Origin of the sequence: Pseudomonas sp. EL_65y_Pfl1_R83, from assembly GCF_963970695.1 — a bacterium.
Classification (GTDB): domain Bacteria; phylum Pseudomonadota; class Gammaproteobacteria; order Pseudomonadales; family Pseudomonadaceae; genus Aquipseudomonas; species Aquipseudomonas tritici.
In genome coordinates this window covers 29028-50516 of the sequence record NZ_CAXAQI010000005.1, presented here as the reverse complement: position 1 = coordinate 50516, position 21489 = coordinate 29028, and the positions used below count along the sequence as shown (strand labels likewise).

The window sequence follows — 21489 nt, the reverse complement described above, 5'->3', positions numbered from 1 at the left end:
GGCCTGAATGCGCTGGAGTGGGCATAAAAAAACCCGCCGAAGCGGGTTTTTTCTGTCGATCAGGTCAGCGTCCGCTTACAGCTCGGAGAAGCACTCTTCAATGATCGCCAGGCCTTTGTCCAACTGCTCGTCCGGCGAGGTCAGCGGGACCAGTACGCGCAACACGTTGCCATAGGTGCCGCAAGACAGCAGGATCAGGCCCTTGTCACGCGCCTTGGCTACCACGGAAGCAACGGCAGCGGCGTTTGGTTTGTGACTATCGCCACCTTCAAACAGCTCGACCGCGATCATCGCGCCCAAGGCCCGCACTTCACCGATCACCGGGTACTTGGCCTGGATGGCCTTGAGGCCCGTGACCAAGCGCTCGCCAACCGCTTTGCAGCGGTCCAGCAGGTGCTCTTCTTCAAACACTTCCATCACCGCCAGCGCCGCAGCGCACGCGATCGGGCTACCGGCATAAGTACCGCCCAGGCCGCCTGGCGCGATGGCGTCCATGTACTCGGCCTTGCCGCACACACCCGCCAGCGGGAAGCCGCCGGCGATGGATTTGGCGAAGGTGGTCAGGTCGGCAGCAACGCCCATCTGTTCCATGGCGAAGAAGGTACCGGTACGACCGGCGCCGGTCTGCACTTCGTCGGCGATCAGCAGGATGCCGTGCTTGTCGCACAGTTCGCGCAGGCGCTTCATGAAGGATTTTGGCGCCACATAGAAACCGCCTTCGCCCTGCACCGGCTCGATGATGATTGCAGCGATATCACGCGGCTCGGCATCGTTCTTGAAAATGCGCTCGATGCTGGCGATCGAATCGTCGTCGCTCACACCGTGCAGTTCATTCGGGAACAGCGCACGGAACACACCGCCTGGCATCAGGCCCATGCCGGCCGAATAAGGCACGACTTTACCGGTGAGGCCCAGGGTCATCATGGTGCGACCGTGGTAAGCGCCAGTAAAAGCAATCACGCCAGCACGGCCAGTGGCGGCGCGGGCGATTTTCACGGCGTTTTCGACGGCTTCGGAACCGGTGGTGACCAGCAGGGTTTTCTTGGCGAAATCACCTGGGACCTTGGCGTTGATTTTTTCGCACAGTTCCACGTAAGGCTCGTAGGCCAGCACCTGGAAACAGGTGTGCGTCAGCTTGTTCAGTTGCGCGGTCACAGCGGCGATGATTTTCGGGTGCACATGGCCGGTGTTCAGCACGGCGATGCCGCCGGCGAAGTCGATGAACTCGCGACCTTCAACGTCGGTCACGGTGGCGTTCTTCGCGGATTCAGCGAAGATCGGGTGAATCTGGCCCACACCGCGGGGTACAGCGGCTTCGCGGCGTTTCATCAGGGATGCGTTGGTCTTGCTCATAAAGTCCTCATTCGCCACTCATCGGGTGGCGTGGTCCAAGGAATACGTGGCGGGGAGGCAACTACGGCAGCATGCGATGATCGACTGCCACAGCTTTCCCGGCCACTACGAAGTACGGTGTGAAACACGCAAAGGGTCAGCGCTCTCGTGCCCTCTGCGTTTACAGCAGTGCCATGCCGGGCTCGTTAGATGCCCAGGCAGAGGTATTTGATTTCCAGGTAATCCTCGATCCCGTACTTGGAACCTTCACGGCCCAGGCCCGAAGCCTTGATGCCGCCGAACGGCGCCACTTCATTGGAGATCAACCCAGTGTTGACGCCGACCATGCCATATTCCAGAGCTTCAGCCACACGGAAAACACGGCCCAGGTCACGGGCATAGAAGTAGGAAGCCAGGCCAAATTCGGTGTCGTTGGACATCGCGATCACTTCGGCCTCGTCTTTGAAACGGAACAGCGGCGCCAGTGGGCCGAAGGTTTCTTCCTTCGCGACCGCAGCGTTTTTCGGCACATTGGTAAGGATAGTCGGCTCGAAGAAGTTGCCTTCCATCACCTTGCCGCCAGCCAGCAATGTGGCGCCTTTGCTCAAGGCATCAGCAATGTGTTCCTGAACCTTGGCCACGGCCTTTTCGTCGATCAACGGGCCAGTGGTGGTGCCTTCTTCCAGCCCGTTGCCGATCTTCAACTTGGCCACGGCCGCTTTCAGTTTTTCGGCGAACGCGTCGTACACCGAATCCTGAATGTACAGGCGGTTGGCACAAACGCAGGTCTGGCCGTTGTTGCGGTACTTGGAGATGATCGCGCCTTCGACGGCCTTATCCAGGTCCGCATCGTCGAACACGATGAACGGCGCGTTGCCACCCAATTCCAGGGAGACTTTCTTGATGTCCTTGGCGCATTCGGCCATCAACTGGCGACCGATTTCGGTCGAGCCGGTGAAGGACAATTTACGCACGATCGGGTTGCTGGTCAGCTCGCTGCCAATGTCACCCGCACTGCCCGACACCACGCTGAAAACACCCTTTGGGATACCGGCACGCTGCGCCAGCTCAGCCAGGGCGAATGCGGAAAACGGAGTTTGCGACGCCGGCTTGAGGACCATTGTGCAACCGGCGGCCAGCGCCGGGCCGGCTTTGCGGGTGATCATCGCGGCCGGGAAGTTCCAAGGCGTGATGGCGGCGGTCACGCCAATCGGCTGCTTGATAACGATCAGGCGCTTGTCGGGCTGGTGGCCAGGAATCACGTCACCGTAGACGCGCTTGGCTTCTTCGGCGAACCACTCGATAAACGAGGCGGCGTAGACGATTTCGCCCTTGGCTTCGGCCAATGGCTTGCCTTGCTCCAGGGTCATCAGGCGGGCCAGGTCTTCCTGGTTCTCGATGATCAGTTCGAACCAGCGACGCAGCTTGTTCGCGCGGTCCTTGGCGGTCAGTGCACGCCAGGCCGGCAGCGCCTTGTCGGCGGCTTCGATGGCGCGGCGGGTTTCAGCGGCGCCCATCTTTGGCACGGTACCGAGAATCTCGCCCGTGGCAGGGTTGTTGACCTTGATGGTTTGGCCGTTGTCCGCATCGACCCAAGCGCCATCGATAAAGGCTTGTTGGCGGAACAACTGGGTATCTTTGAGCTGCATGTCGGCTTTCCTTAACAGCACCGCGCGCACGCGGAGCGAATTAGAGTTGTTGAAAGGCGCCTTGTGGGCTGCCGTCAGGGAAATCAGCCCCAGCGCGCGGAAAAAGTGAAAGAGCGCACGGGAGACAGAGCGTTTGAAATCTCAAACGAATCCTAGGATCAATGGGGGTACAGGGCAATAGGATGTTCGAAAAAAAGAACGAAAACGGCGCATTTGCCGGTTTTTTCTGATCAGCGTAGCTGGGTCAGATTTCATTGCATCGTTCGGTGGCGCCCAGCGCAGGGCCTCTATACCGCAGATTCCTACACTCAAACGCCCAAAGACCAGCATGGACGCCCAAGGTCGACATGGGTATGATGTCGCCCGCACAAGCATCCGTAGCTCAGCTGGATAGAGTACTGCCCTCCGAAGGCAGGGGTCGTGGGTTCGAATCCCGCCGGGTGCACCATATAGCAGTCTCGGGCTGTCTCAGACAGCCTACGAAACACCCCAAGAAGCCCGCCCCGTGCGGGCTTTCTTGTTTCTGGCTATCGGCCGACAATGCTCCAGCCAGTATCACCCCTTGGTAAGATCAACCAACGGCGTCTGCCGTACCTCAGTCTCCCGCCCACCCTGAATCTCGCTAATCTGCTTCAAGGCTCTATCCACCGCCGCCTTATCCGCCAACAAGCTATAGCTGATGCGGAACTGCTTGTGTTCCTTGGGCCCAATTGTCGGTACTAGATTCAGTGGCCGCTGATAACGGCGGTTGTAGGAAAAACTTGTCCCCGGTTCCAGCCCTGTGACATAGCCCTGGCCTTCGGTGTCGGTGTTTTTCCACAGGGAAAACACGGGCAGTGTCTGGGTATTGAAGCCGACCGAAACGCCCAGGCTGCCGGCCTTGTTATGCAACACGGTCAACGTATCGCCCTTGGCATCGGCATACGGCACCACGTTGTACACCGTTTCGTCGTAGTCCCTGGTCGGTGCGCGGTAGGTTTGCCAGTCGGGGAGATCGTCCTTGGCCTTGTCGTTGAACGGCGACACCTGTTTCACCGGCGCGGAGAAACGAGCGCCCTGCTCCAGGAACGGGGTGCTGAAGTTGCTGTGATACAGCGCCTGGTATTCCTTCGGATAGTCGCCGTTGTTGGTCAGGGTGTCGTTGAGGGCGAACACGACGCTGCCGGGTTCGGTGACCAGTTCGGTCGCGACCGAGAAGTCGACCTTCTTGAACGCCTGCTCTTTCAGCTCGCCGCGCAGGGTAATGGCGTACGGTGGTTTTTCATCGATATGCAGCGTGACTTTGTTCGCAGGAATGTTGGCGGCCCGACCGTGCAGGGTCAGCAGTTCGCCGTTGTCGACGCCGGGGTGGCCGACCCATTCGTATCCGCAGCGGGTGACCAGCTCATTGAAACCTTCCAGCCAGCCCAGACCACCGCGGCCATTGAGTTCGATGAAAGACGGATTGACCACTTCCTTGACCGGCGAATCCCAGCCCATGCGTACATTGCCAACCGAGGCCTGCAAGACGTTCATTCCGCGAGTCGGCACTACCGAGAGTTTCATCGTGCCGTTATCGATGTCGACGATGCTGACGCCTTCCTGCCGACCGCCGTGCAACGTGCGCAAGGTAACGCTGAAGGGTTTGTCGGTTTTTATTCCGAGTTGCTGACTGGTGATCTGCCAGCTCTGGGCGGCTTTGTCAGTGTCGAGCAGAACGTAATCCCAGGCCATGGCGTGGGAGGCAGCGGACAGTGCGCTGATGGCAACAAAAAGTTTGAGCGGGGTCATGGCGACAGCCTTTCTTGGAGTTGTGCCATTTTTATAGACTTGATGAAACGTTTCAGCAAGCTAAAAGATCGACAGGGTAATGTCGCTGATAGCCGATTTCTGCCTTCTGTGACCGGCTAAAATCGGCCCTAAGCTGATCTTCGCGAAAGGCAGCAACAGGCCGACTGTGTTGAAAAATTCGGCCATGGTTTGCGCATCAGAAAAGTACGCGTCCGAGATTGAAATCTTTACTTTTGGCAGAGGCTTCCGGACCCGGATTTCAGGTAACAGCGTGCAAAAAAGGCATTTTCACCGGTCAATGATCAGGCACTTTGGGCAGGCCGACTTTTTCAACAGAATCGGCCAATAGCGGTCTTCATGAATTTCGCTCAAACAACATCCTTTCCAGCGTATTGTCCTTCATCCAATAGTGATGAAACAGACCCGCCACAGCGTGCAAACCAATCAACCAATATCCTGCAGTGCCAACCAGCTCATGCCAGTACTTCAGCTGTTTGGCGAAGTCCGGGGCAATGGCTACCGGTGCCGGCACGTGAAAGCCAAAGTAAGGGAACGGCTTATCGCCAGCTGCGAGCATCAGCCAGGCGAGGATGGGCGTTGCGATCATCAGCCCGTAAAGCGCAAGGTGTGTCAGATGCGCGATAGCGGTCTGCCAAGCCGGTGGTTTTGGGATGATCGGTGGTCGTGGGCTCAGGCGCCCGACCAGGCGAACCCATACCAGGGCGAAGATGCTTGTACCAAACAAGCCGTGAAAGCCCATGAGCAAACCCCGCGCTTCGCTGCCTTTGGGCAGATAACCCTTGATTTCAACACAGGCATATACCCCGACGAACAGGGCGAGCATCAGCCAGTGCAGGGTTATTGAAAGTTTTCCATATCGGGTTACGGCGGTGTCGCTGGTCATAAGAAGCGCCTGTTGATTGTTGTGAGGGACGGTTGATTCGGTTGCCTTGAACCGGCTGCGTCACCCTGCTCGTTCTATCTTAAGAGAGTCTGAAGATCGACTCACAGGCTAATCTTTTTTCACCTTCAGACTTCGTTAAGAAATGGCTTGGATACTTCGCTCAAACTCATTGAGGGAGGCGTTTGGCCCATGCCCGATTTTGACTGGAACATCCCCCTGCCCTTGCATTTCGGCCAGGCTGAAACGTCACCGTTAACCCTGGCTGGTGCTTTGCCGAACAACGCTTTGCGAGCGACGTTCGAAGACTTTATCCAGCAGCGTTTTCGCAAGGCCCACGGCGCCGACATCCGCCACTTCATGCCCGAGCTGTTCGGTATGCACAACGGTGAGGGCCAATTGTGCGCAGTGGCCGGCGTGCGTCGCGCGCACCTTGAGCCGCTGTTTCTGGAGCGGTATCTGGATGAACCAATTGAGCCTTTGATCAGCGCGGCGGCTGATCACTCGGTAGACCGAAATGCCATTGTCGAGGTTGGCAATCTGGCGGCCAGCGACACCGGCAGCGCGCGCCTGAGCATCATCGCCATCACCTATTTGCTGGCCATGGGTGGCCTGGAATGGGTGACGTTCACTGGCAATATCGGACTGGTCAACAGCTTCCATCGTCTCGGACTGAAACCCGTGACCTTGTGCGCCGCTGATCCAGATCGACTGGGCGACGAGCGCCAACATTGGGGCAGTTATTACGAGAGCAAGCCCTGGGTGCACGTCGGCAACATCCGCGCCGGGTTCGTCCACCTACGCACTATCGGCCTGTTCAGCCGCCTAGGTTTGCCGACCTCAATTGAAGGAGCCTGTCATGTCGCTTGAACTGCAACGCTTTCAGGAAACACTGCGCGAGCACGCCCAGCGTAATAACAACGCGACCGCACTGTGGGGCGACACGCTGAAACTCGATTACGCCACCGTATATGCAGAAGTGCTGTATCGCCAGGAGCGCCTGCGCGATGAGCAGGTGCAAGTCGTCGCCCTGGCGCTGGACAACGGCGTCAACGCAATGCTCTGGGATCTGGCGGTGTTGTTCGAAGGGTTGACCTGCGTAACGCTGCCGCCGTTTTTCAGCGCGGCACAACGCGCCCATTGTCTGGAGCAGAGTCAGGCCGAACGCGTGATTGCCGAACCGGAGTTGGACCCCGAACTGCGCGCTGCCGGCTATGAGCAACGCGGCGAGTTCTGGTGCCGCGCCTTTAGCAGCCAAAGACACATGCCGATTGGCACCGCCAAACTGACCTTCACGTCCGGCACCACCGGCACGCCGAAAGGTGTTTGCCTGAGTGCCGACAGCTTGCTGCGGGTCGCACGAGAGCTGGATCAGGCGAGCGAAACCACCGGCCCGCAACATCACTTGGCGCTGCTGCCATTGGCAATACTACTGGAGAACCTAGGCTGTTATGCCGCGCTGTATGCCGGTGCGATGCTCAGTTTGCCGAGCCAGAAAACCCTCGGTATTCAGGCCGCCAGTGGCGTCGATGTGCCGCACCTGTTGGGTTATCTCGCCGGGCGTGCGCCGGAGAGTCTTATCCTGGTGCCACAGCTGTTGCTGATGCTAGTCAGCGCCGCCGAACAGAAAGCCTTCGCCCCGCAAACTCTGCGCTTTGCGGCGGTCGGTGGTGCAAGAGTTTCCAAAGATTTGCTGGACCGTGCGCAACGGGTCGGCCTACCGGTTTTTGAAGGTTACGGTTTATCCGAATGCGCGTCAGTGGTGTGCCTCAACCGCCCCGGCGCACTCAGACCCGGCAGCGTCGGTCGACCGCTGCCCCATGTCGACGTGCGGTTGGCCGAAGACGGTGAAGTGCTAATCAAGGGCTCGACGCTGCTCGGCTATCTAGGGGACACATCGTACGCCGATGAGTGGTGGCCGAGCGGCGACCTGGGCGAGTTCGACCCGGAAGGTTTTCTTTATCTCAAGGGGCGCAAGAAGCATCAGTTCGTCACCAGTTACGGGCGCAACGTCAACCCGGAATGGGTCGAGTCCGAGCTGACCCAGCGCCGCCACATCGCCCAGGCGTTCGTTTACGGTGAGTCCTTGCCGCGCAATCACGCCCTGCTCTGGCCGCATCGCCCGGACTGCACCGATGCCGAACTAGCCGCTGCCGTCGCCGAAGCCAACGAGGCATTGCCCGATTACGCACAGGTGCATCAGTGGACGCGTCTGCCACAACCCTTCACTGCGGCCAATGGCTTTCTAACCGCCAATGGCCGCCCACGCCGCGACGCCATCGTCACGCAGTACCACGCCCAATTGACCGAATCCGTTGTCCGAGAGGAATCCGCATCATGAGTTTTTTCGACACCCTGCAAGAAGCCACACAGCGTGAACGCGACGAGCTGTTTAACCTGCCGATTATCCACGATGCGTTGCACGGTAAGGTTAGCCTCGATAGCTATCGGGCTTTTCTCGCACAGGCTTACTATCACGTGCGCCACACCGTGCCATTGATGATGGCATGCGGCGCACGTTTGCCGACGCGTCTGGAATGGTTGCGCAAAGCTGTGTGCGAGTACATCGAAGACGAATACGGCCACGAACAATGGGTACTCAACGACATTGCGGCCTGCGGAGGTGATGCCAAGGCCGTGCATGATGGCCAGCCTTCGCTGCCGATTGAGCTGATGGTGAGCTTCCTTTATGACCTGATTGCCCGAGGCAACCCGGTGGGTCTATTTGGCATGGTCAATGTCCTCGAAGGCACGAGTATCGCCCTGGCCACACACGCGGCAGGGAGCATTCGGGAGCGCCTGGCGTTGCCGGAAACCGCCTTCAGTTACCTGAGCTCTCACGGTTCGCTAGACATCGAACACATGCAAACCTATCGCCGCCTGATGAACCAATTGGAAGATCCTGAGGATCAATCAGCAGTGATTCATGCTTCAAAAGTCGTGTACCGACTGTACACCGACATGTTTCGTGGCCTGCCGCGTGACGCGGAGACCGAACATGCAGCTGCGTAACGCGCGCGTGGTCTTGACCGGTGCTAGTGGCGGTATCGGCATGGCTATCGCCGAAGCCTTGTGCGCCGCCGGTGCTCGAGTATTGGCCGTGGCACGGCATCAGGAAGCCTTGGCTCCACTGCTCAAACGCTACCCTGACGCCCTGTGCTGGGTCGCGGCTGACCTGACACTCCCAAGCGACAAACGCAAAGTACTCGCCGCCGCCGAAGAAATGGGCGGAGTCAATCTGTTGATCAACGCCGCCGGGGTGAACCACTTCGCCATGCTCGAACAGCTAGAAGACAGTGATATCAATGCGATGCTCGCGGTGAACATCAACGCGCCGATCTGCCTGACCAAGCTATTGCTGCCGCTACTCAAGCAGGCCGATAGCGCCATGGTAGTTAACGTCGGCTCGACCTATGGCTCGATCGGCTATGCCGGTTACGCCAGCTATTGCGCGACCAAGTTTGCCCTGCGCGGATTTTCCGAAGCGTTGCGCCGAGAGCTGGCCGACACCCGGGTCAGCGTGCTCTACGTCGCACCGCGGGCCACCCGCACGTCGATGAACAGCGCGACGGCGCAAGCCCTGAACGACGCGCTCAAGGCCAACGTTGATGATCCGCAAACCGTGGCCTCGGCGGTGATCCACGCGATTGCCGGTGACCGCCGCGACCTGTATCTGGGATGGCCCGAACGCTTCTTCGTGCGCCTCAACAATCTACTGCCGCAACTGGTCGACCGAGGGCTGCGCAAGCAGTTGCCCCTGATCCGTCGCTTCAGCGAAAAACCCGAAAACGAGACCCTCAAGCCATGAAAAAAATCTTCGCGTGCCTGTTGATAGCAACCCTCAGCCAAAGCGTTTGGGCCCTGGAGGCCGCCGACCAGCAGCGCCTGAGCAGCATTCAACAAACCTGGGCGCACATCCAATATGAAGTGGCGGAGAAACAGCGCGCCGCCGCGTTCGAGCAGTTGTCCAGCGAAACCCAGGCGTTCACTGCGCAGCGCCCGGCGGTGGCCGAAGCCTGGATCTGGAAAGGCATTGTCACCAGCAGCTGGGCCGGCGCCGAAGGCGGACTCGGAGCGCTGGGCAAAGCCAAGGACGCTAAGGCCGACCTGGAGAAGTCCCTGACCCTCGACCCCAAGGCTCTGCAAGGCTCGGCCTATACCAGCCTGGCGGCGCTGTATGATCGTGTGCCCGGCTGGCCTATCGGTTTTGGCGACAGCGACAAATCTGAACAGCTGCTCAAGCAGGCGCTGCAACTCAACCCCGATGGCATCGACAGCCTATACTTCTGGGGCGATCACCTCTACCGTCAGAAACACTACGCTGAAGCAAAAGCGGCGCTGCAAAAAGCCCTGCAAGCGGCGCCGCGTCCCGGCCGTGAAACGGCAGATGCGGGACGCCGCAAAGAGATCGCCACTCTGCTGGTGGACGTCAACAAGAAACTCGACTGACAGGAGTCCGCGTGCGTTTATTACTGATTGAGGATGATGTGGCGCTAGGTGAAGGCATCCATCAAGCGCTGGGGCGCGAAGGCTACACCGTCGATTGGCTCAAGGACGGCAGCAGCGCGCTGCATGCCCTGCTCAGCGAAACGTTCGATGTCGCTGTGCTGGATCTCGGTTTGCCACGCATGGACGGTCTCGAAGTGCTGCGGCGCCTGCGCGACAGCGGCTCGAACCTGCCGGTGTTGATTCTCACCGCCCGCGATGCAACCGAAGATCGCATTGCGGGGCTGGATGCCGGTGCCGACGACTACCTGATCAAACCGTTCGACCTGGCCGAACTCAAGGCGCGATTGCGAGCGCTGTTGCGGCGCAGTGCCGGACGCGCGCAAGCGCTGATCGAACATGCCGGCATCATCCTCAACCCCGGCACCCAGCAGGTCAGCTACCAGGGCCATCCCGTAGCACTGACGCCCAAGGAGTATCAGTTGCTGCATGAACTGCTCTCACCTCCGGGCCGGGTGATGACTCGAGATCAACTGATTCAACTGCTCTATGGCTGGAGTGAAGAAGCGGAAAGTAACACTCTGGAAGTGCACATCTATCACCTGCGCAAAAAGTTCTCTACTGAGCTGATCCGTACCATTCGGGGTGTGGGCTATCTGGTGGAGGAACGCTGATGACTTCGATCCGTCGCCGTACATTGACGCTGATCATTGGCCTGCTGCTGGCCGGTCTGGCGGTGCTCAGCCTCTTCAATCTGCACGATAGTAATCATGAAATCGCCGAGGTTTACGATGCTCAACTGGCGCAGAACGCGCGCTTATTGCAAGGCGTGATGCGCATGCCGCTGGGGAGCAAGCAACACGCCGAACTGTACCGGGCCTTCAATAGCGCACTGGGCGAAGCGCTGCCGCGCGGCGATGGTCATCCATACGAACGGAAAATTGCTTTTCAGGTATGGAGCGCTGGCGGGGAGGTGTTGGTGCACACCGCCAGCGCGCCGTCCTTCAGTTCACCGCCGACGCAACCGGGTTTCAGTGCTGTGGTGGATGTGAACCATCGTCATTGGCGCGTCTTTCTCCTTGAAGACCCAAAAAACGGCATGCGCATCTGGGTTGGCGAGCTCGATGATGTGCGCGCTGATCTGGTCGACCGCATCGTGCGTCATACGCTATGGCCGAACATCGTCGGCAGTTTACTGCTCGCGGCGATGGTCTGGCTCGCTATAGGCTGGGGCTTGAAGCCTTTGGCAAACATGGCCGAGACCCTACGTGCCCGCAACAGCGGCTCACTTGAGCCGTTGCAACTGGCACCGTTGCCCAGCGAACTTGAGCCCATGCAGGCGGCGCTCAACCGCATGCTCGCGCAGATTCAAGAAGTGCTTGGCCGTGAACGACGCTTCATTGCCGACGCGGCCCACGAAATGCGTACGCCACTCGCCGTGCTGCGAGTGCACGCGCAAAACCTGCTGGAGGCAGGCACAGAACAGGAACGTCGAGAATCGCTGGAATTCCTTATCTCAGGCGTTGATCGCACCACCCGACTGGTCAACCAGTTACTGACCATGGCGCGACTGGAGCCCCAACCCAATCCGCCACCGCTACAGCGCATCGACCTCAGCGAAACCGTGCGTAATAGTCTCGTGCAACTGACACCGTGGTTGTTGAGCAAAAACCTTGAACTGATATTCGATGTCAGCGACCAGCCATTTTATGTATTCGCCAACCCCTCCGCCATCGACATCGCGCTGGGCAACCTGATCACAAACGCAGCCAATTTCTCTCCCGAACACGGGGTAATCGCTGTGCAACTGAACCAGGCTGATGGCTTCTGTCATTTGACCGTCGACGACCAGGGGCCGGGAATTGATGAGTCATGTAGAGAGCGATTGTTTGAGCGCTTCTATAGCCGTGGAACGGCGCAAGGAGCCGGTTTGGGGCTAACCATCGTCAACACAATCGCCATGCGCTTGAACGGGCGTATCGCACTGGTAAACCGGGCCGAGGGAGGTTTGAGGGCTACGTTATCAATTCCAGCCAAAGAATAACCGCAAAGCATCAAATGATTTTTTCGTGTCGTACAGACGGTAAACATCGTAAGGGATGGCAAGGCCCCACGTTCAGGCTGGTGAAAAATATCCGGGACTTTTAAACGCAATCACTGCTGTGATGGTGTTTGGCGGTTTGTCCACAGCATCCGTTTTAGTTCGAGAGCAGGCTCCCACCAGCGACTTCTTTTGGCCCAGAGTGTGTAAAAACGCTTCGCCAAAATTGAAGTGTGCGCGTCTACGTTAAATCTGAAATGTATCGGCACGTCAGCAGATATAGGTTTCGCGTAGAAGCGCGATTTGCAGTCCCGTGGTGAGTACCTGACGTGCTCGAAAACGTTTTTACACAGCCTCGGCCAGTTGCGGCCGTTTACGTGGGCCGCTTGGATTGGTTGCATCACTCAGGCCGATCCTTGGGACACTCGCCCCGCTAACGACAGCGAAAACCAGCTAAGCTTGGCTACTACAACCCATTGATTCCCCAGCTAATCCCCGCTAACGCATTGATTCTAAACGTCGACTTTTAGGGCTCTGAAAGCAGGCGTCGTGGGTTCGAATCCCGACAGGGCACCAGATATGATGAAACAGCCCCAGGTCAAAAGGCCTGGGGCTTTTTTGTTTTTGAACTCTCCGGAGTCTCCGGAGAGTTCAAAACGAGCGCGTCCGCTTAGCGCTTTTGCAGTGCCTCCAACCGCGCAGGTAAATCTTCTTCGGGGAAACGCTTGTAGAGTGCTAGCAGGTATTCATCTGCCGCTTTGCTTTCTCCCGCCTCACGCAGCCTCGCAATCTCCTGCAACCCCTCCTCCAACGAAGGCAACGCCACCGGCGCGCGCTTGCTGAGCTTGGCGCTCGACTCATCAGCCATCGAGCCCATGACTTGCGCATGCTCGGCCTGGGGCGCGACGGCCATTCGGGCCACTGGCGCAGGCACGGACATTGCTGGCGGGGCCGGGCGAGGAGCTTCCTCATGAAGGGCGGAGAAGGCTGCCGTGGATATTTCAGGTTGTGGCACGGGGGAGCGCGTCACCACGCCGACCATCAGCGCTAGCCCGGCCACGGTGGCAAACGCCATCTGCCAGCGCGGACGTTGGCACGCTCGCACCCAACGCTGCCATAAGCTCGGCTGCGGCACCGGGGCTTCTCGGCGGGCGGCGTTGAGGATGAAGGCGTCGAGGGACGCGGGCGGCTCGCCGGTGCTGTGTTGACGAAAGTGCTGGATGAGTACGTCGTCAGGATCCGGGGTGTGTCGGGAGTCGGTCATGCGGTTATCTCCTCGGCCAGCAGGCGGCGCAGTTTCTGCTGGGCGTAACGCAGGCGGCTTTTTACGGTTTCCAGCGGGGCGCCAGTGAGGGCGGCGATTTGCGGCACTTCGAGGTCGCCATGCAAGCGCAGCAGGAAGACTTCGCGCTGGTCTTCGGGCAGGTCTTGCAGCGCGGCGTCGAGGCGCGCCTGGTCGCGGCTCAGGCTCAATTGCTGTTCGGGGCCGGCGCTGTCGTCGGCCTGGGCGTGCAGTTGCTCGTCGTAGCTGTCGTGCAGCGGGTTGTGGATGCCGTGCTTGCGCCAATGGTCGATCAGGCGGTTGCGGGCAATCTGGAACAGCCATGTGCGAAAACTCGCCCGGCCTTGTGGCTGGGTGGCGCTGCGGATCAGGCTGAGCCAGGTTTCCTGGTAGATTTCCTCGGCCAGTTCGGTCTTGTTGCTCAAGGACACGAGGAAGCGGTACAGGCCCTGGCGGTGCCGCGCATACAGCGCTTCAAACGCGGCAGCGTCACCGGTTCGGTAGCGGGCCAGCAGCGATTCGTCGCTGGGTGAAGCATCTGGTACGGCCATCTAAGTGGCGAACTCCTTCTAGCCAGTAAAACAGAACCCCTGTGGGAGTTGGCTTGCCTGCGATGGCATCAGCTCGGTGTCTCTGATGGACCGAGTCGCTTGCATCGCAGGCAAGCCAGCTCCCACATTGGATCGTCGTTGCATACGCGATCAGTGTTTGAGGCCCTGCGCCAGCTCTACCAGTTGCACAAACTCGCTGCGCAACCCGAACGGGTCATCGCCTCGGGCCGAGCGGGCCAACGCGGCGGTGTCTTGCAGGCTCATGCTGCCAGTGTAGCGGCCATCGCCCTTGAGCTGTTGGGCGAACGCTGCCACGGCCGCCGCAAAGCGCAGGTCGTCGCTGGCCTTGGTGGATTCGGTGCTGATGGGCCGCGCGATCAACTGGCTTTCACCGCCCGCAGCGGGCTTGTAGCGCACACGCAACATCGCCAGCTCACCGGACTTACCCTCGCCTGCAGGCGCAGCGGCGTAGCGTAACGGCTCCAACCAACCCTTCTCGCCCTTCGGCACAATCTCGTACAACGCAGTTACCGTGTGCCCTGCACCGATTTCACCGGCGTCGACTTTGTCGTTGTTGAAGTCCTCACGCTTCAGGGCGCGGTTTTCATAGCCAAGCAGGCGATATTCGCTTGCACGCGCGGGGTTGAACTCCACCTGCAATTTCACATCCCGCGCGACCACGGCCAGGGTCGAGCTGAGTTGGTCGACCAACACTTTGCGGGCTTCGCGCAAGTTGTCGATGTAGGCGTAGTTACCGTCGCCCGCGTCGGCCAGTTGCTCCATCAGGTGTTCGTTGTAGTTATCCACGCCAAACCCCAGGGTGGTCAGGGATACGCCGCTTTTGCGCTGCGACGCGGCCATCTGCTTGAGGCTGTCGAAGTCACTGATGCCCACGTTGAAGTCACCGTCGGTGGCCAGCAGGATGCGGTTGATGCCCTTGTCGATAAAGCCTTCGCGGGCCATCTGGTAGGCCAATTCGATGCCGGATGCACCGGCTGTGGAGCCACCCGCAGTCAGTTGCTCGATCGCATTGCGGATCTTCACCTTGTCGCGACCGGAGGTGGGCTTGAGCACCACGCGGGACTCACCGGCATAGACCACCAGCGAAACACGGTCCTGTTCACGCAACTGATCCACCAGCAATTTCAGGGTGCTTTTTACCAGCGGCAAGCCTTCGCGGCGGTCCATGGAGCCGGACACATCCACCAGAAATACCAGGTTGGCCGGCGCCAGGTCCGCCACGGCGCGGTCGGACGCCTTGATGCCGATTCGCAGCAGTTGGGTACGTGGGTTCCACGGCGTGGCGGCCACTTCGGTGGTCACGCCAAAGGGCGAGCCATCGGTGGGCAGTGCATAACTGTAGGGGAAATAATTGACCATTTCCTCCAGTCGCACAGCACCTTCGGGCGGCAAGCTGCCTTGGTTAAGGAATCGTCTTACGTTGGCGTAGCTGCCGGTGTCGACGTCAGCGCTGAAGGTGGAGACGGGTGTTTCAGCGACACGATGCACCGGGTTGTCCGGCAGGTTTTCGTACTGTTCGCGGGGCTCGCTGCGGTACTCCAGGGTGGCCGTCTCACGCATCAGCATGGGCGCAGGCATGGCCATTTTTTTGACCGCGGCGCCTTGGACTTGCACGCGATGCAGTTCGGCGACGGGTTCAGCCGGCTTGGCCAGTTCAGGGGATGAAGACAGCCCGCAGCCGGCCAGCGTTACCAGCAGAGTAACGGCGAAGCCCTGGGCAGTAGGACGCAGGAAGAGCAGAGGACGGGACATGGGCTGAACCTCGTGAATGAATGATCCGTTCACAAGGTCAGACGCAAGGTGTGGAGGGTTCGGGTTAAACCTGATTCGGAATAACACCACCCATCTACTGTGGGAGCAGGCTTTGTGTGGGAGCTGGCTTGCCTGCGATGCAGGCGCCTCGGTTTTTCAGTTAGACCGAGGTAATGCTATCGCAGGCGAGCCAGCTCCCACATGGGCCGGTGCCCACAGTGGATGTGTGGTGTGCACAGAACCTGGGGATCAGTCCGTGCCGTACTTGGGGTTACGCGGACCGTACAGGATCCCCGCGCGCTGCCCTGGCGACAACAACCGCGCACTGGTGATACCGGCAATCGGGTGCGCCGCATCGGTGGAGCTGTTGATCACCTGTTTGACCGCCGCGGTGATCAGCATGCCGACCAGGCCGCCGCCGTTGTTGTTGCCTTCCTCGCTGGAAGCATGCGCAGAGCCGGTCCACAGGGTGGTGCCGGTGCGCAGGTCGACCAGTTTGGCCGAGGCCGTGACGGAGGTGTCGCTGGAGATCAGCATGTACTTGGTGCCGTAATTGGTAACGGTGATGTACAGCGCCGCGTCCGCACCAAAGATGTCATGCAGCTTGGCCGGTGCCACGCCCTGGATATCGTTGGCGGTGGTCAGGCCGTTCTGGCGGAAGGTTTCGTCCACCAGGGCGATCGGCAACACGTAGTAACCGGCTTCGGCCAGCGGGTAGGTCACTTGCGAAACCAGGCTGTAGGACGCCTGCACTTCCGGCGATTCATTGATCGGCGGCAGTACCAGGATCGACTTGGGTCGCGACTGTTTGTACGCCGTGTAATCAATCGTCTTGGGGGCCGCGCAACCGCCGAGCAAAGCCAGGGCCAGCAGGGCGCCAGTGAGTTTTAACAGGCTCATTTAGTGGCGACTCCGGTCTTGGCGTTTTTCAGCAGGAAATCCATGTAGGTGGCGGACTCCGGGAACAACGCCTTCTCGGTGCGGAATTCCTGCACCATCTGGTCATCCTTGCCCATGCTCAGGTACAGCATGCCCAAGTGGGCATGGTAACCCGGCGGGGCCTTGCGGCCGCTGGCGTTGATCTTCTGCAGATCCCGCTCCAACGCCTCGACCTGCGCTTCCTTGGGCTCGCCCTTGAAGTACTCGTAAACCTGTGGCTGGTAGCTTTCCCATTGATACAGGGGCTGGGGCGCCGTCTGGCACCCGGCAACCGCCGCAACTGCTGTCAGCATCAGCGCCAACTTAACTGCCTTGCTCATCCGTGTACTGCTCCTTGAGGTGCTGCTGATCAGTTGCGTGGGTTCCAGGCGCCGGCGTTGATGCCGTCGACAAGGCGATTGATCGCTTCGCGCATGGCCAGGTCGAGGACCTTGCCATTGAGGGTGGAGTCGTAGCTGGCGGTGCCGCCGAAGCCGATGACTTCACGGTTGGACAGCGCGTATTCACCGGCGCCCTGGGTGGAATACACCACTTCGGAGGTGCTGATGTTGACGATATTCAGCGCGACTTTGGCGTAGGCCACCTGGGTCTTGCCACGGCCGAGGATGCCGAACAGCTGGCGGTCGCCGGTTTCTTTGCGGCCGAACTCGGTCACGTCGCCGGTCACCACGTAATCAGCGCCCTTGAGCTTCTGCGCGGTACCTTTGATCGCGGCTTCCTGGGAGATTTCGCCCATGTTGTCGCGGTCCAGCACGCTGAAGCGGTTGGTCTGCTGCAAGTGGGTGATCAGGATGGTCTTGGCTTGGCCACCGAGGCGGTCGACGCCGTCGGAGAAGATGCCGCGCATGTAGCTGGAGCGGTTGTCGAACTTGCCCACGGCAATCGGTACACGCACGCCGGAATAGGCAACGTTGGCGCTGGCGACTTGTTCCACCGGCAGCGCGCGGTTGCTCTCGGTGGCGCAACCGGCCACGGTCAGCAGCGCTGCGGCGGTGAGGCCGGACAGCAGGATTTTGGACAGTGTGTTCACAGGGTGCTCCTAAGTGGGAAATCGGGTGCGGCGGCTAACGCTAGCGGGACGGAATGTCGCGCAGGTCGTCAACGATGAATCGGCTCAATAATCCGGTGTAGAAAGTCTCGACGCTGGAGTTGCCAGAGTTGGTCAGCACCCCGGCCATCGTTTTCATGTTCTGCCAGTCGCCCTTGTACCCGCCTGGCATCAGCCCTTGGCGAGCCTGAGAGAAATGCAGCACCTCGGCGCCGGCTTTCTTGATCTTGACGAGGTAGTTGAAGTCGACACTGGCGAGGATGGTCTTGTCATCGACGATGGCCGTCATGAAACCGCCTTGGGTGTCTTGTATGCGCCGGGTATAGATGACATTCACATCCAGCAGGTAGTCGGCCTTGTCCTTGCTGCTGGCGTAGCGCTTGGCCTTGAGCAGGCGGTCGATCAGATCGACACCGAGTTGCTGGCGCACTTTGTCATCCGACAGGAAGCGTTCGTTCTTGCCCACCACCTCAACATCGAAGGTGTCGAGCCAGTAAGTTGCAGTCTTGGGGATGGTAACCGGCGTCGGTGAGATGTAGTAATCCGGCTTGGAAGCACAGCCCGCCATGAGGCAGGCCGCAAGAAATACGGCAAACAGGCGCATGTCTGAATTCGTCCCTGAAAAGTATCGTGCTTTAAACAATCGCGGCATTTTACGGAGTTAAAAGCCGTTCTCAAGTTGTTTTGACGCCCGCGCTGCGCCGTTTTACTGGCACTCACGCCCAAGTCCGTGGAGAAATGTCCTAAGACGTTGTCAGCAAAACAAAAACAATGATGGCTATTAGCCTGCATCGATCAAATAAAAAATGCATTCACGCTCTGCATCATCCCCTACCACTGCGAAGAACATTTTTACCCTCGAAACGGTGTTCAAGGACAAGGACGGCAAGGAGTTAGGCCGCCCTGCTCAAGTGTTGATCACAATCGTCTTGGCCAACATGTCGCCCAATCGACGGCGCAACCCGAACAGCACAAAAAGACCGTCCAGCATACTGAACAGCAGCTTCGGAACATTACGCAGAAACGATTGAAACAGCGTGCACTTCGTTGGATACGGGTAACCCACCACCGCCGTGCGGCACACCCGCTTACCCAGGCTCTGGCCTTTGGGCAAGGCATCGCAAAACAGAAAGTACGCGAAGGCTAAAAACATCAGCACATAGCGAATGCCATCGAAAAACAGCGGGCCCACCACTGAGTCCAAAGACAGATACACGTAGTCCAGGTTGCGGATCAAAAACAGCAGGAAAAACACCACGGCCATATCGACGACATAGCCGAGCAGCCGCCTGAACGGGCTGGCGAGGTTCCAGGTTTCTGCCGCCGATGCTGAATCGTTCATAACGTGCTTATCCCCTGCCTTTGTCATAAATATCCGCCAGGCTGCGAACGCTCGTCAGGTTACCGGTCTGGATCACGATGGTCTTGGCGAACATGTCGCCCAGGCGTGTCCTCGATTCCATGAGGATCCACACCCAATCGATGACCACCAGTGCACCGGAGTTACGCGTGAACGACTGGGAAACGCTGCAACCCTTGAGGGTCTTGCGGTCAACCGTGGCAATGCTCAGCAGGCGCTTGCCCAGGCTCTGGCCGTTGGGGAGTGCATCGGCCAGCAGGAAGTAGGCAAAGCCCGCAAAAAACGCGCAGAGGAAACCGGCCTTGGGCGTCACCCCAGGGACATAGGCAGACAACGCCTCTGCGACATATTTGACGATGAAAAAAATCAGCACCGCGATGGCGCAGTCGATCATGCGTGCGGCCAGGCGACGGCCAATGCTGGCCAGGATTGTCGGGCGTTTATGGGTGCTATTTGCGTCCATACAGGATTACTCCAACTTCAAAGTGATTGCGTCTATTCCGGGTGGGGGCAATTGCGCTCCCAGCCTTTTTCAATTGTGCCGCCGTACTTTTCACAGGACGCCCTTTCCAACAGAGCGTCCAAGGCATCGCGCCCAGGCTCAACCCATAGCAGACCGAGCAAGTAGGCCGCCGTGGCCGCGAGCACCAGGATCGCAGCCATCCGAGTCAGCATGAATCGAAGCGTTGCTGCGGTTGTGCGCGACCGCTCAAACACGAACGCGAACAACAGCCCAATGCCGCACCACACGAAGCCTGCGACTGCCACGCCCAACGGCGTCGAACCAGGATCGAAGTAGACCCAGGCCAGCATGAATACCGTGGCGCTGGCGAACATCACCAACAGGCACAGCCACTGGGCAACCCGACACCCGATGCTGAAAAAGCGCGACGAGCGCATTTGAGCATTCACGGGAACGTCGTACCGATGCGTGCCCGCTCTTTGGAAAACCAGATGCCGGTGACCTTACCGACCACCTCTTCAACGGCCACCTGCCCCATAAAGCGGCTGTCATTGCTGTTATTGCGGTTGTCACCCAGCAGGTAGACGTGCCCTGGCTCGACCTTGAGCGGAGCCAACTCCATCGACGCCGGCCCATTCACACGGTCTGCCGGCGCATGAAACAGGCCGAGGTTTTCACCGTTGCGGATCAGTTCGCCGTTGACGATGGCCAACGTATCTCCCCCGACACCCGCCACGCGCTTGATCGCCTCGGTGCCGTTCCAACGGTACACCACGACATCGCCGACCTTCGGCGCACCGGCCTTGAGGTCGGCCACAATGTAGTCGCCCACGGACACCGTCGGCGCCATCGAACCGGTCGGAATGTAGTAGTTCTTGAACCCTATCAGCGGCCCCCGCAGGACCTCCAACAGAATGAACGTGATCACGATCAACACGCCGACGTATAGCGCGTGGAACCGTTTGCGCGGCACGCCCGCCGGGCCTTTGTAACGACGGGCCAACACTGCCGATACGATTGCCGAGCTGAGCTTGACCGCGATAATCCAGCCGCACAACACGTACAGCCCGATGGGCGAGGCGCTCAGACCGAACACGCCGAGCAGCACCACACCGCCGTACAACAGCGCGGCAACCCAAATGGCCCACTTGATACGGCCCACGTAGACAAGCCCCCAACCGGCCAACAGGCAGGACATCAGGAAAGCTTGCAGGGAGAGTTTTACGGGTTTCATGAATCTTCCTTGAAAAGAACGGTGTAAGGCTTATGGGTGAGGAGCCGCCGACACTGACATCCGCAACAGACACCTTGAAAATGCCGCAAATCCGGCAGCGCGTCGGTCCAGCAGCCTATCCAGCGTTTCGCCAGTGTCTGCCATTAATCACCTCACTCACTGCTGTTTTTAATAGTTACCAAGCCCACGACATTTCCACAAAATGGCATAGGGCAGCTCGCCATCCAATATGTCTGTCGAGCGAAAATAGTAGACTGCTGACGCGGTCTCAAGGCTTTTGTGAACAAAGGCACGATCGGACATTATGCGGTAAGAGGCATGTTCCATAACGTCCCCGGCGGCCTTCAACGCTTGCTTGATTTGACCATAGGTCGTGCATGCCGTCTTTGGTATCAATTCCGCAGGGGGTCTACTGACAGCCATGTCATCACGTTCAACTTCTCTGAAATAGGCTCGACGAAACGCTGCTTCGCTGGCTGCCCAGTAAAAAGAAACTAATCGGAGTTTGTCCTGACCATCCTCGTTAAAGGTGTTGGCCAAGCAGAATTGATTATCACAAGTTCCATAAACACCCTCATCAATGAGTGAAAGTGCCACTCCGGATGTATCAAGCACATCACCCTCTTTTTGCTCGAGCAACAACCACCAAGGAATCATCACCACACCCTCCAGAATTATTGCGGCCATTTGAATATTTTGC

Annotated in this window: 23 protein-coding genes and 1 tRNA gene; 8 read left to right on the top strand and 16 right to left on the bottom strand. The window is 59.0% G+C overall.

Features of this window, described 5'->3' with window-relative positions; all coding sequences use genetic code 11:
- Nucleotides 1-75: 75 nt before the first annotated feature.
- The gene (gabT, locus tag AACY08_RS08635) at nt 76-1353 is read right to left on the bottom strand and encodes a 4-aminobutyrate--2-oxoglutarate transaminase (RefSeq protein WP_049710644.1); all 1278 of its coding nucleotides are present in this window, start codon (nt 1351-1353) and stop codon (nt 76-78) included.
- Between the two features lie 185 nt (nt 1354-1538).
- Nucleotides 1539-2981, bottom strand: a complete 1443-nt coding sequence (gene gabD / locus AACY08_RS08630; protein WP_339419866.1) for an NADP-dependent succinate-semialdehyde dehydrogenase — start codon at nt 2979-2981, stop codon at nt 1539-1541.
- Nucleotides 2982-3352: 371 nt separating this feature from the next.
- Here gabD and AACY08_RS08625 point away from each other — a divergent pair.
- Nucleotides 3353-3429, top strand: a tRNA-Arg gene (locus AACY08_RS08625).
- Between the two features lie 107 nt (nt 3430-3536).
- On the opposite strand, the gene AACY08_RS08620 is transcribed toward AACY08_RS08625, so the two are convergent.
- Together AACY08_RS08620 and AACY08_RS08615 are read right to left on the bottom strand one after the other, a co-directional pair.
- Nucleotides 3537-4751, bottom strand: a complete 1215-nt coding sequence (locus AACY08_RS08620) for an aldose 1-epimerase family protein (RefSeq protein WP_339469079.1) — start codon at nt 4749-4751, stop codon at nt 3537-3539.
- Between the two features lie 355 nt (nt 4752-5106).
- Entirely contained in the window at nt 5107-5655 is a 549-nt protein-coding gene (locus AACY08_RS08615) for a cytochrome b (RefSeq protein WP_339469077.1), read from the bottom strand.
- A gap of 189 nt (nt 5656-5844) precedes the next feature.
- Between AACY08_RS08615 and AACY08_RS08610 the strand changes: the two genes are divergently transcribed.
- From AACY08_RS08610 to AACY08_RS08580, 7 genes are read left to right on the top strand one after another with little or no spacing between them, the layout of a single operon-like run.
- Nucleotides 5845-6522 carry a thermostable hemolysin gene (locus AACY08_RS08610; RefSeq protein WP_339469076.1) on the top strand — a complete coding sequence of 226 codons (678 nt, stop codon included), beginning with the start codon at nt 5845-5847 and terminating at the stop codon, nt 6520-6522.
- Entirely contained in the window at nt 6512-7993 is a 1482-nt protein-coding gene (locus AACY08_RS08605; protein WP_339469075.1) for an AMP-binding protein, read from the top strand. The genes AACY08_RS08610 and AACY08_RS08605 overlap by 11 nt, the downstream gene beginning before the upstream one ends.
- On the top strand, nt 7990-8664 hold the full coding sequence (locus AACY08_RS08600) for a TenA family transcriptional regulator (RefSeq protein ID WP_339469073.1): 675 nt from the start codon (nt 7990-7992) through the stop codon (nt 8662-8664). Before AACY08_RS08605 ends, AACY08_RS08600 begins: the two co-directional genes overlap by 4 nt.
- On the top strand, nt 8651-9460 hold the full coding sequence (locus AACY08_RS08595; RefSeq protein ID WP_339420577.1) for an SDR family oxidoreductase: 810 nt from the start codon (nt 8651-8653) through the stop codon (nt 9458-9460). Before AACY08_RS08600 ends, AACY08_RS08595 begins: the two co-directional genes overlap by 14 nt.
- Nucleotides 9457-10101 carry a tetratricopeptide repeat protein gene (locus tag AACY08_RS08590; RefSeq protein ID WP_339420576.1) on the top strand — a complete coding sequence of 215 codons (645 nt, stop codon included), beginning with the start codon at nt 9457-9459 and terminating at the stop codon, nt 10099-10101. Before AACY08_RS08595 ends, AACY08_RS08590 begins: the two co-directional genes overlap by 4 nt.
- An 11-nt stretch (nt 10102-10112) precedes the next feature.
- Nucleotides 10113-10772, top strand: coding sequence for a response regulator (locus tag AACY08_RS08585; RefSeq protein WP_339469072.1), 660 nt, complete (start codon nt 10113-10115; stop codon nt 10770-10772).
- Entirely contained in the window at nt 10772-12142 is a 1371-nt protein-coding gene (locus AACY08_RS08580) for an ATP-binding protein (RefSeq protein ID WP_339469070.1), read from the top strand. The genes AACY08_RS08585 and AACY08_RS08580 overlap by 1 nt, the downstream gene beginning before the upstream one ends.
- Nucleotides 12143-12809: 667 nt before the next feature.
- Here AACY08_RS08580 and AACY08_RS08575 read toward each other — a convergent pair.
- The 12 genes from AACY08_RS08575 to AACY08_RS08520 all read right to left on the bottom strand — a co-directional run bounded on the left by AACY08_RS08575 (nt 12810) and on the right by AACY08_RS08520 (nt 21476).
- A complete protein-coding gene (locus tag AACY08_RS08575) occupies nt 12810-13403 on the bottom strand; it encodes a hypothetical protein (protein ID WP_339469068.1) in 594 nt (197 codons plus the stop codon).
- A complete protein-coding gene (locus tag AACY08_RS08570; protein ID WP_339469067.1) occupies nt 13400-13972 on the bottom strand; it encodes an RNA polymerase sigma factor in 573 nt (190 codons plus the stop codon). The genes AACY08_RS08575 and AACY08_RS08570 overlap by 4 nt, the downstream gene beginning before the upstream one ends.
- A gap of 150 nt (nt 13973-14122) precedes the next feature.
- Entirely contained in the window at nt 14123-15745 is a 1623-nt protein-coding gene (locus AACY08_RS08565) for a vWA domain-containing protein (RefSeq protein ID WP_339469065.1), read from the bottom strand.
- Between the two features lie 249 nt (nt 15746-15994).
- Nucleotides 15995-16645: a DUF799 domain-containing protein gene (locus AACY08_RS08560; RefSeq protein WP_339419841.1), complete on the bottom strand. Its 651-nt coding sequence runs from the start codon at nt 16643-16645 to the stop codon at nt 15995-15997.
- Entirely contained in the window at nt 16642-17004 is a 363-nt protein-coding gene (locus tag AACY08_RS08555) for a DUF4810 domain-containing protein (RefSeq protein WP_339419840.1), read from the bottom strand. The genes AACY08_RS08560 and AACY08_RS08555 overlap by 4 nt, the downstream gene beginning before the upstream one ends.
- Nucleotides 17005-17033: 29 nt before the next feature.
- A complete protein-coding gene (locus tag AACY08_RS08550; RefSeq protein ID WP_065872771.1) occupies nt 17034-17714 on the bottom strand; it encodes a CsgG/HfaB family protein in 681 nt (226 codons plus the stop codon).
- Nucleotides 17715-17754: 40 nt separating this feature from the next.
- Nucleotides 17755-18336, bottom strand: coding sequence for a hypothetical protein (locus AACY08_RS08545; protein ID WP_339419838.1), 582 nt, complete (start codon nt 18334-18336; stop codon nt 17755-17757).
- Nucleotides 18337-18639: 303 nt separating this feature from the next.
- Nucleotides 18640-19074 carry an RDD family protein gene (locus AACY08_RS08540; protein ID WP_339469063.1) on the bottom strand — a complete coding sequence of 145 codons (435 nt, stop codon included), beginning with the start codon at nt 19072-19074 and terminating at the stop codon, nt 18640-18642.
- A gap of 7 nt (nt 19075-19081) precedes the next feature.
- Nucleotides 19082-19555, bottom strand: a complete 474-nt coding sequence (locus AACY08_RS08535) for an RDD family protein (RefSeq protein ID WP_339469062.1) — start codon at nt 19553-19555, stop codon at nt 19082-19084.
- Nucleotides 19556-19587: 32 nt separating this feature from the next.
- Nucleotides 19588-20004, bottom strand: coding sequence for a hypothetical protein (locus AACY08_RS08530; RefSeq protein ID WP_339469061.1), 417 nt, complete (start codon nt 20002-20004; stop codon nt 19588-19590).
- On the bottom strand, nt 20001-20789 hold the full coding sequence (gene lepB / locus AACY08_RS08525) for a signal peptidase I (protein ID WP_339469059.1): 789 nt from the start codon (nt 20787-20789) through the stop codon (nt 20001-20003). Before lepB ends, AACY08_RS08530 begins: the two co-directional genes overlap by 4 nt.
- A gap of 168 nt (nt 20790-20957) precedes the next feature.
- Nucleotides 20958-21476: a hypothetical protein gene (locus AACY08_RS08520; protein ID WP_339469058.1), complete on the bottom strand. Its 519-nt coding sequence runs from the start codon at nt 21474-21476 to the stop codon at nt 20958-20960.
- Between the last annotated feature and the right edge of the window lie 13 nt (nt 21477-21489).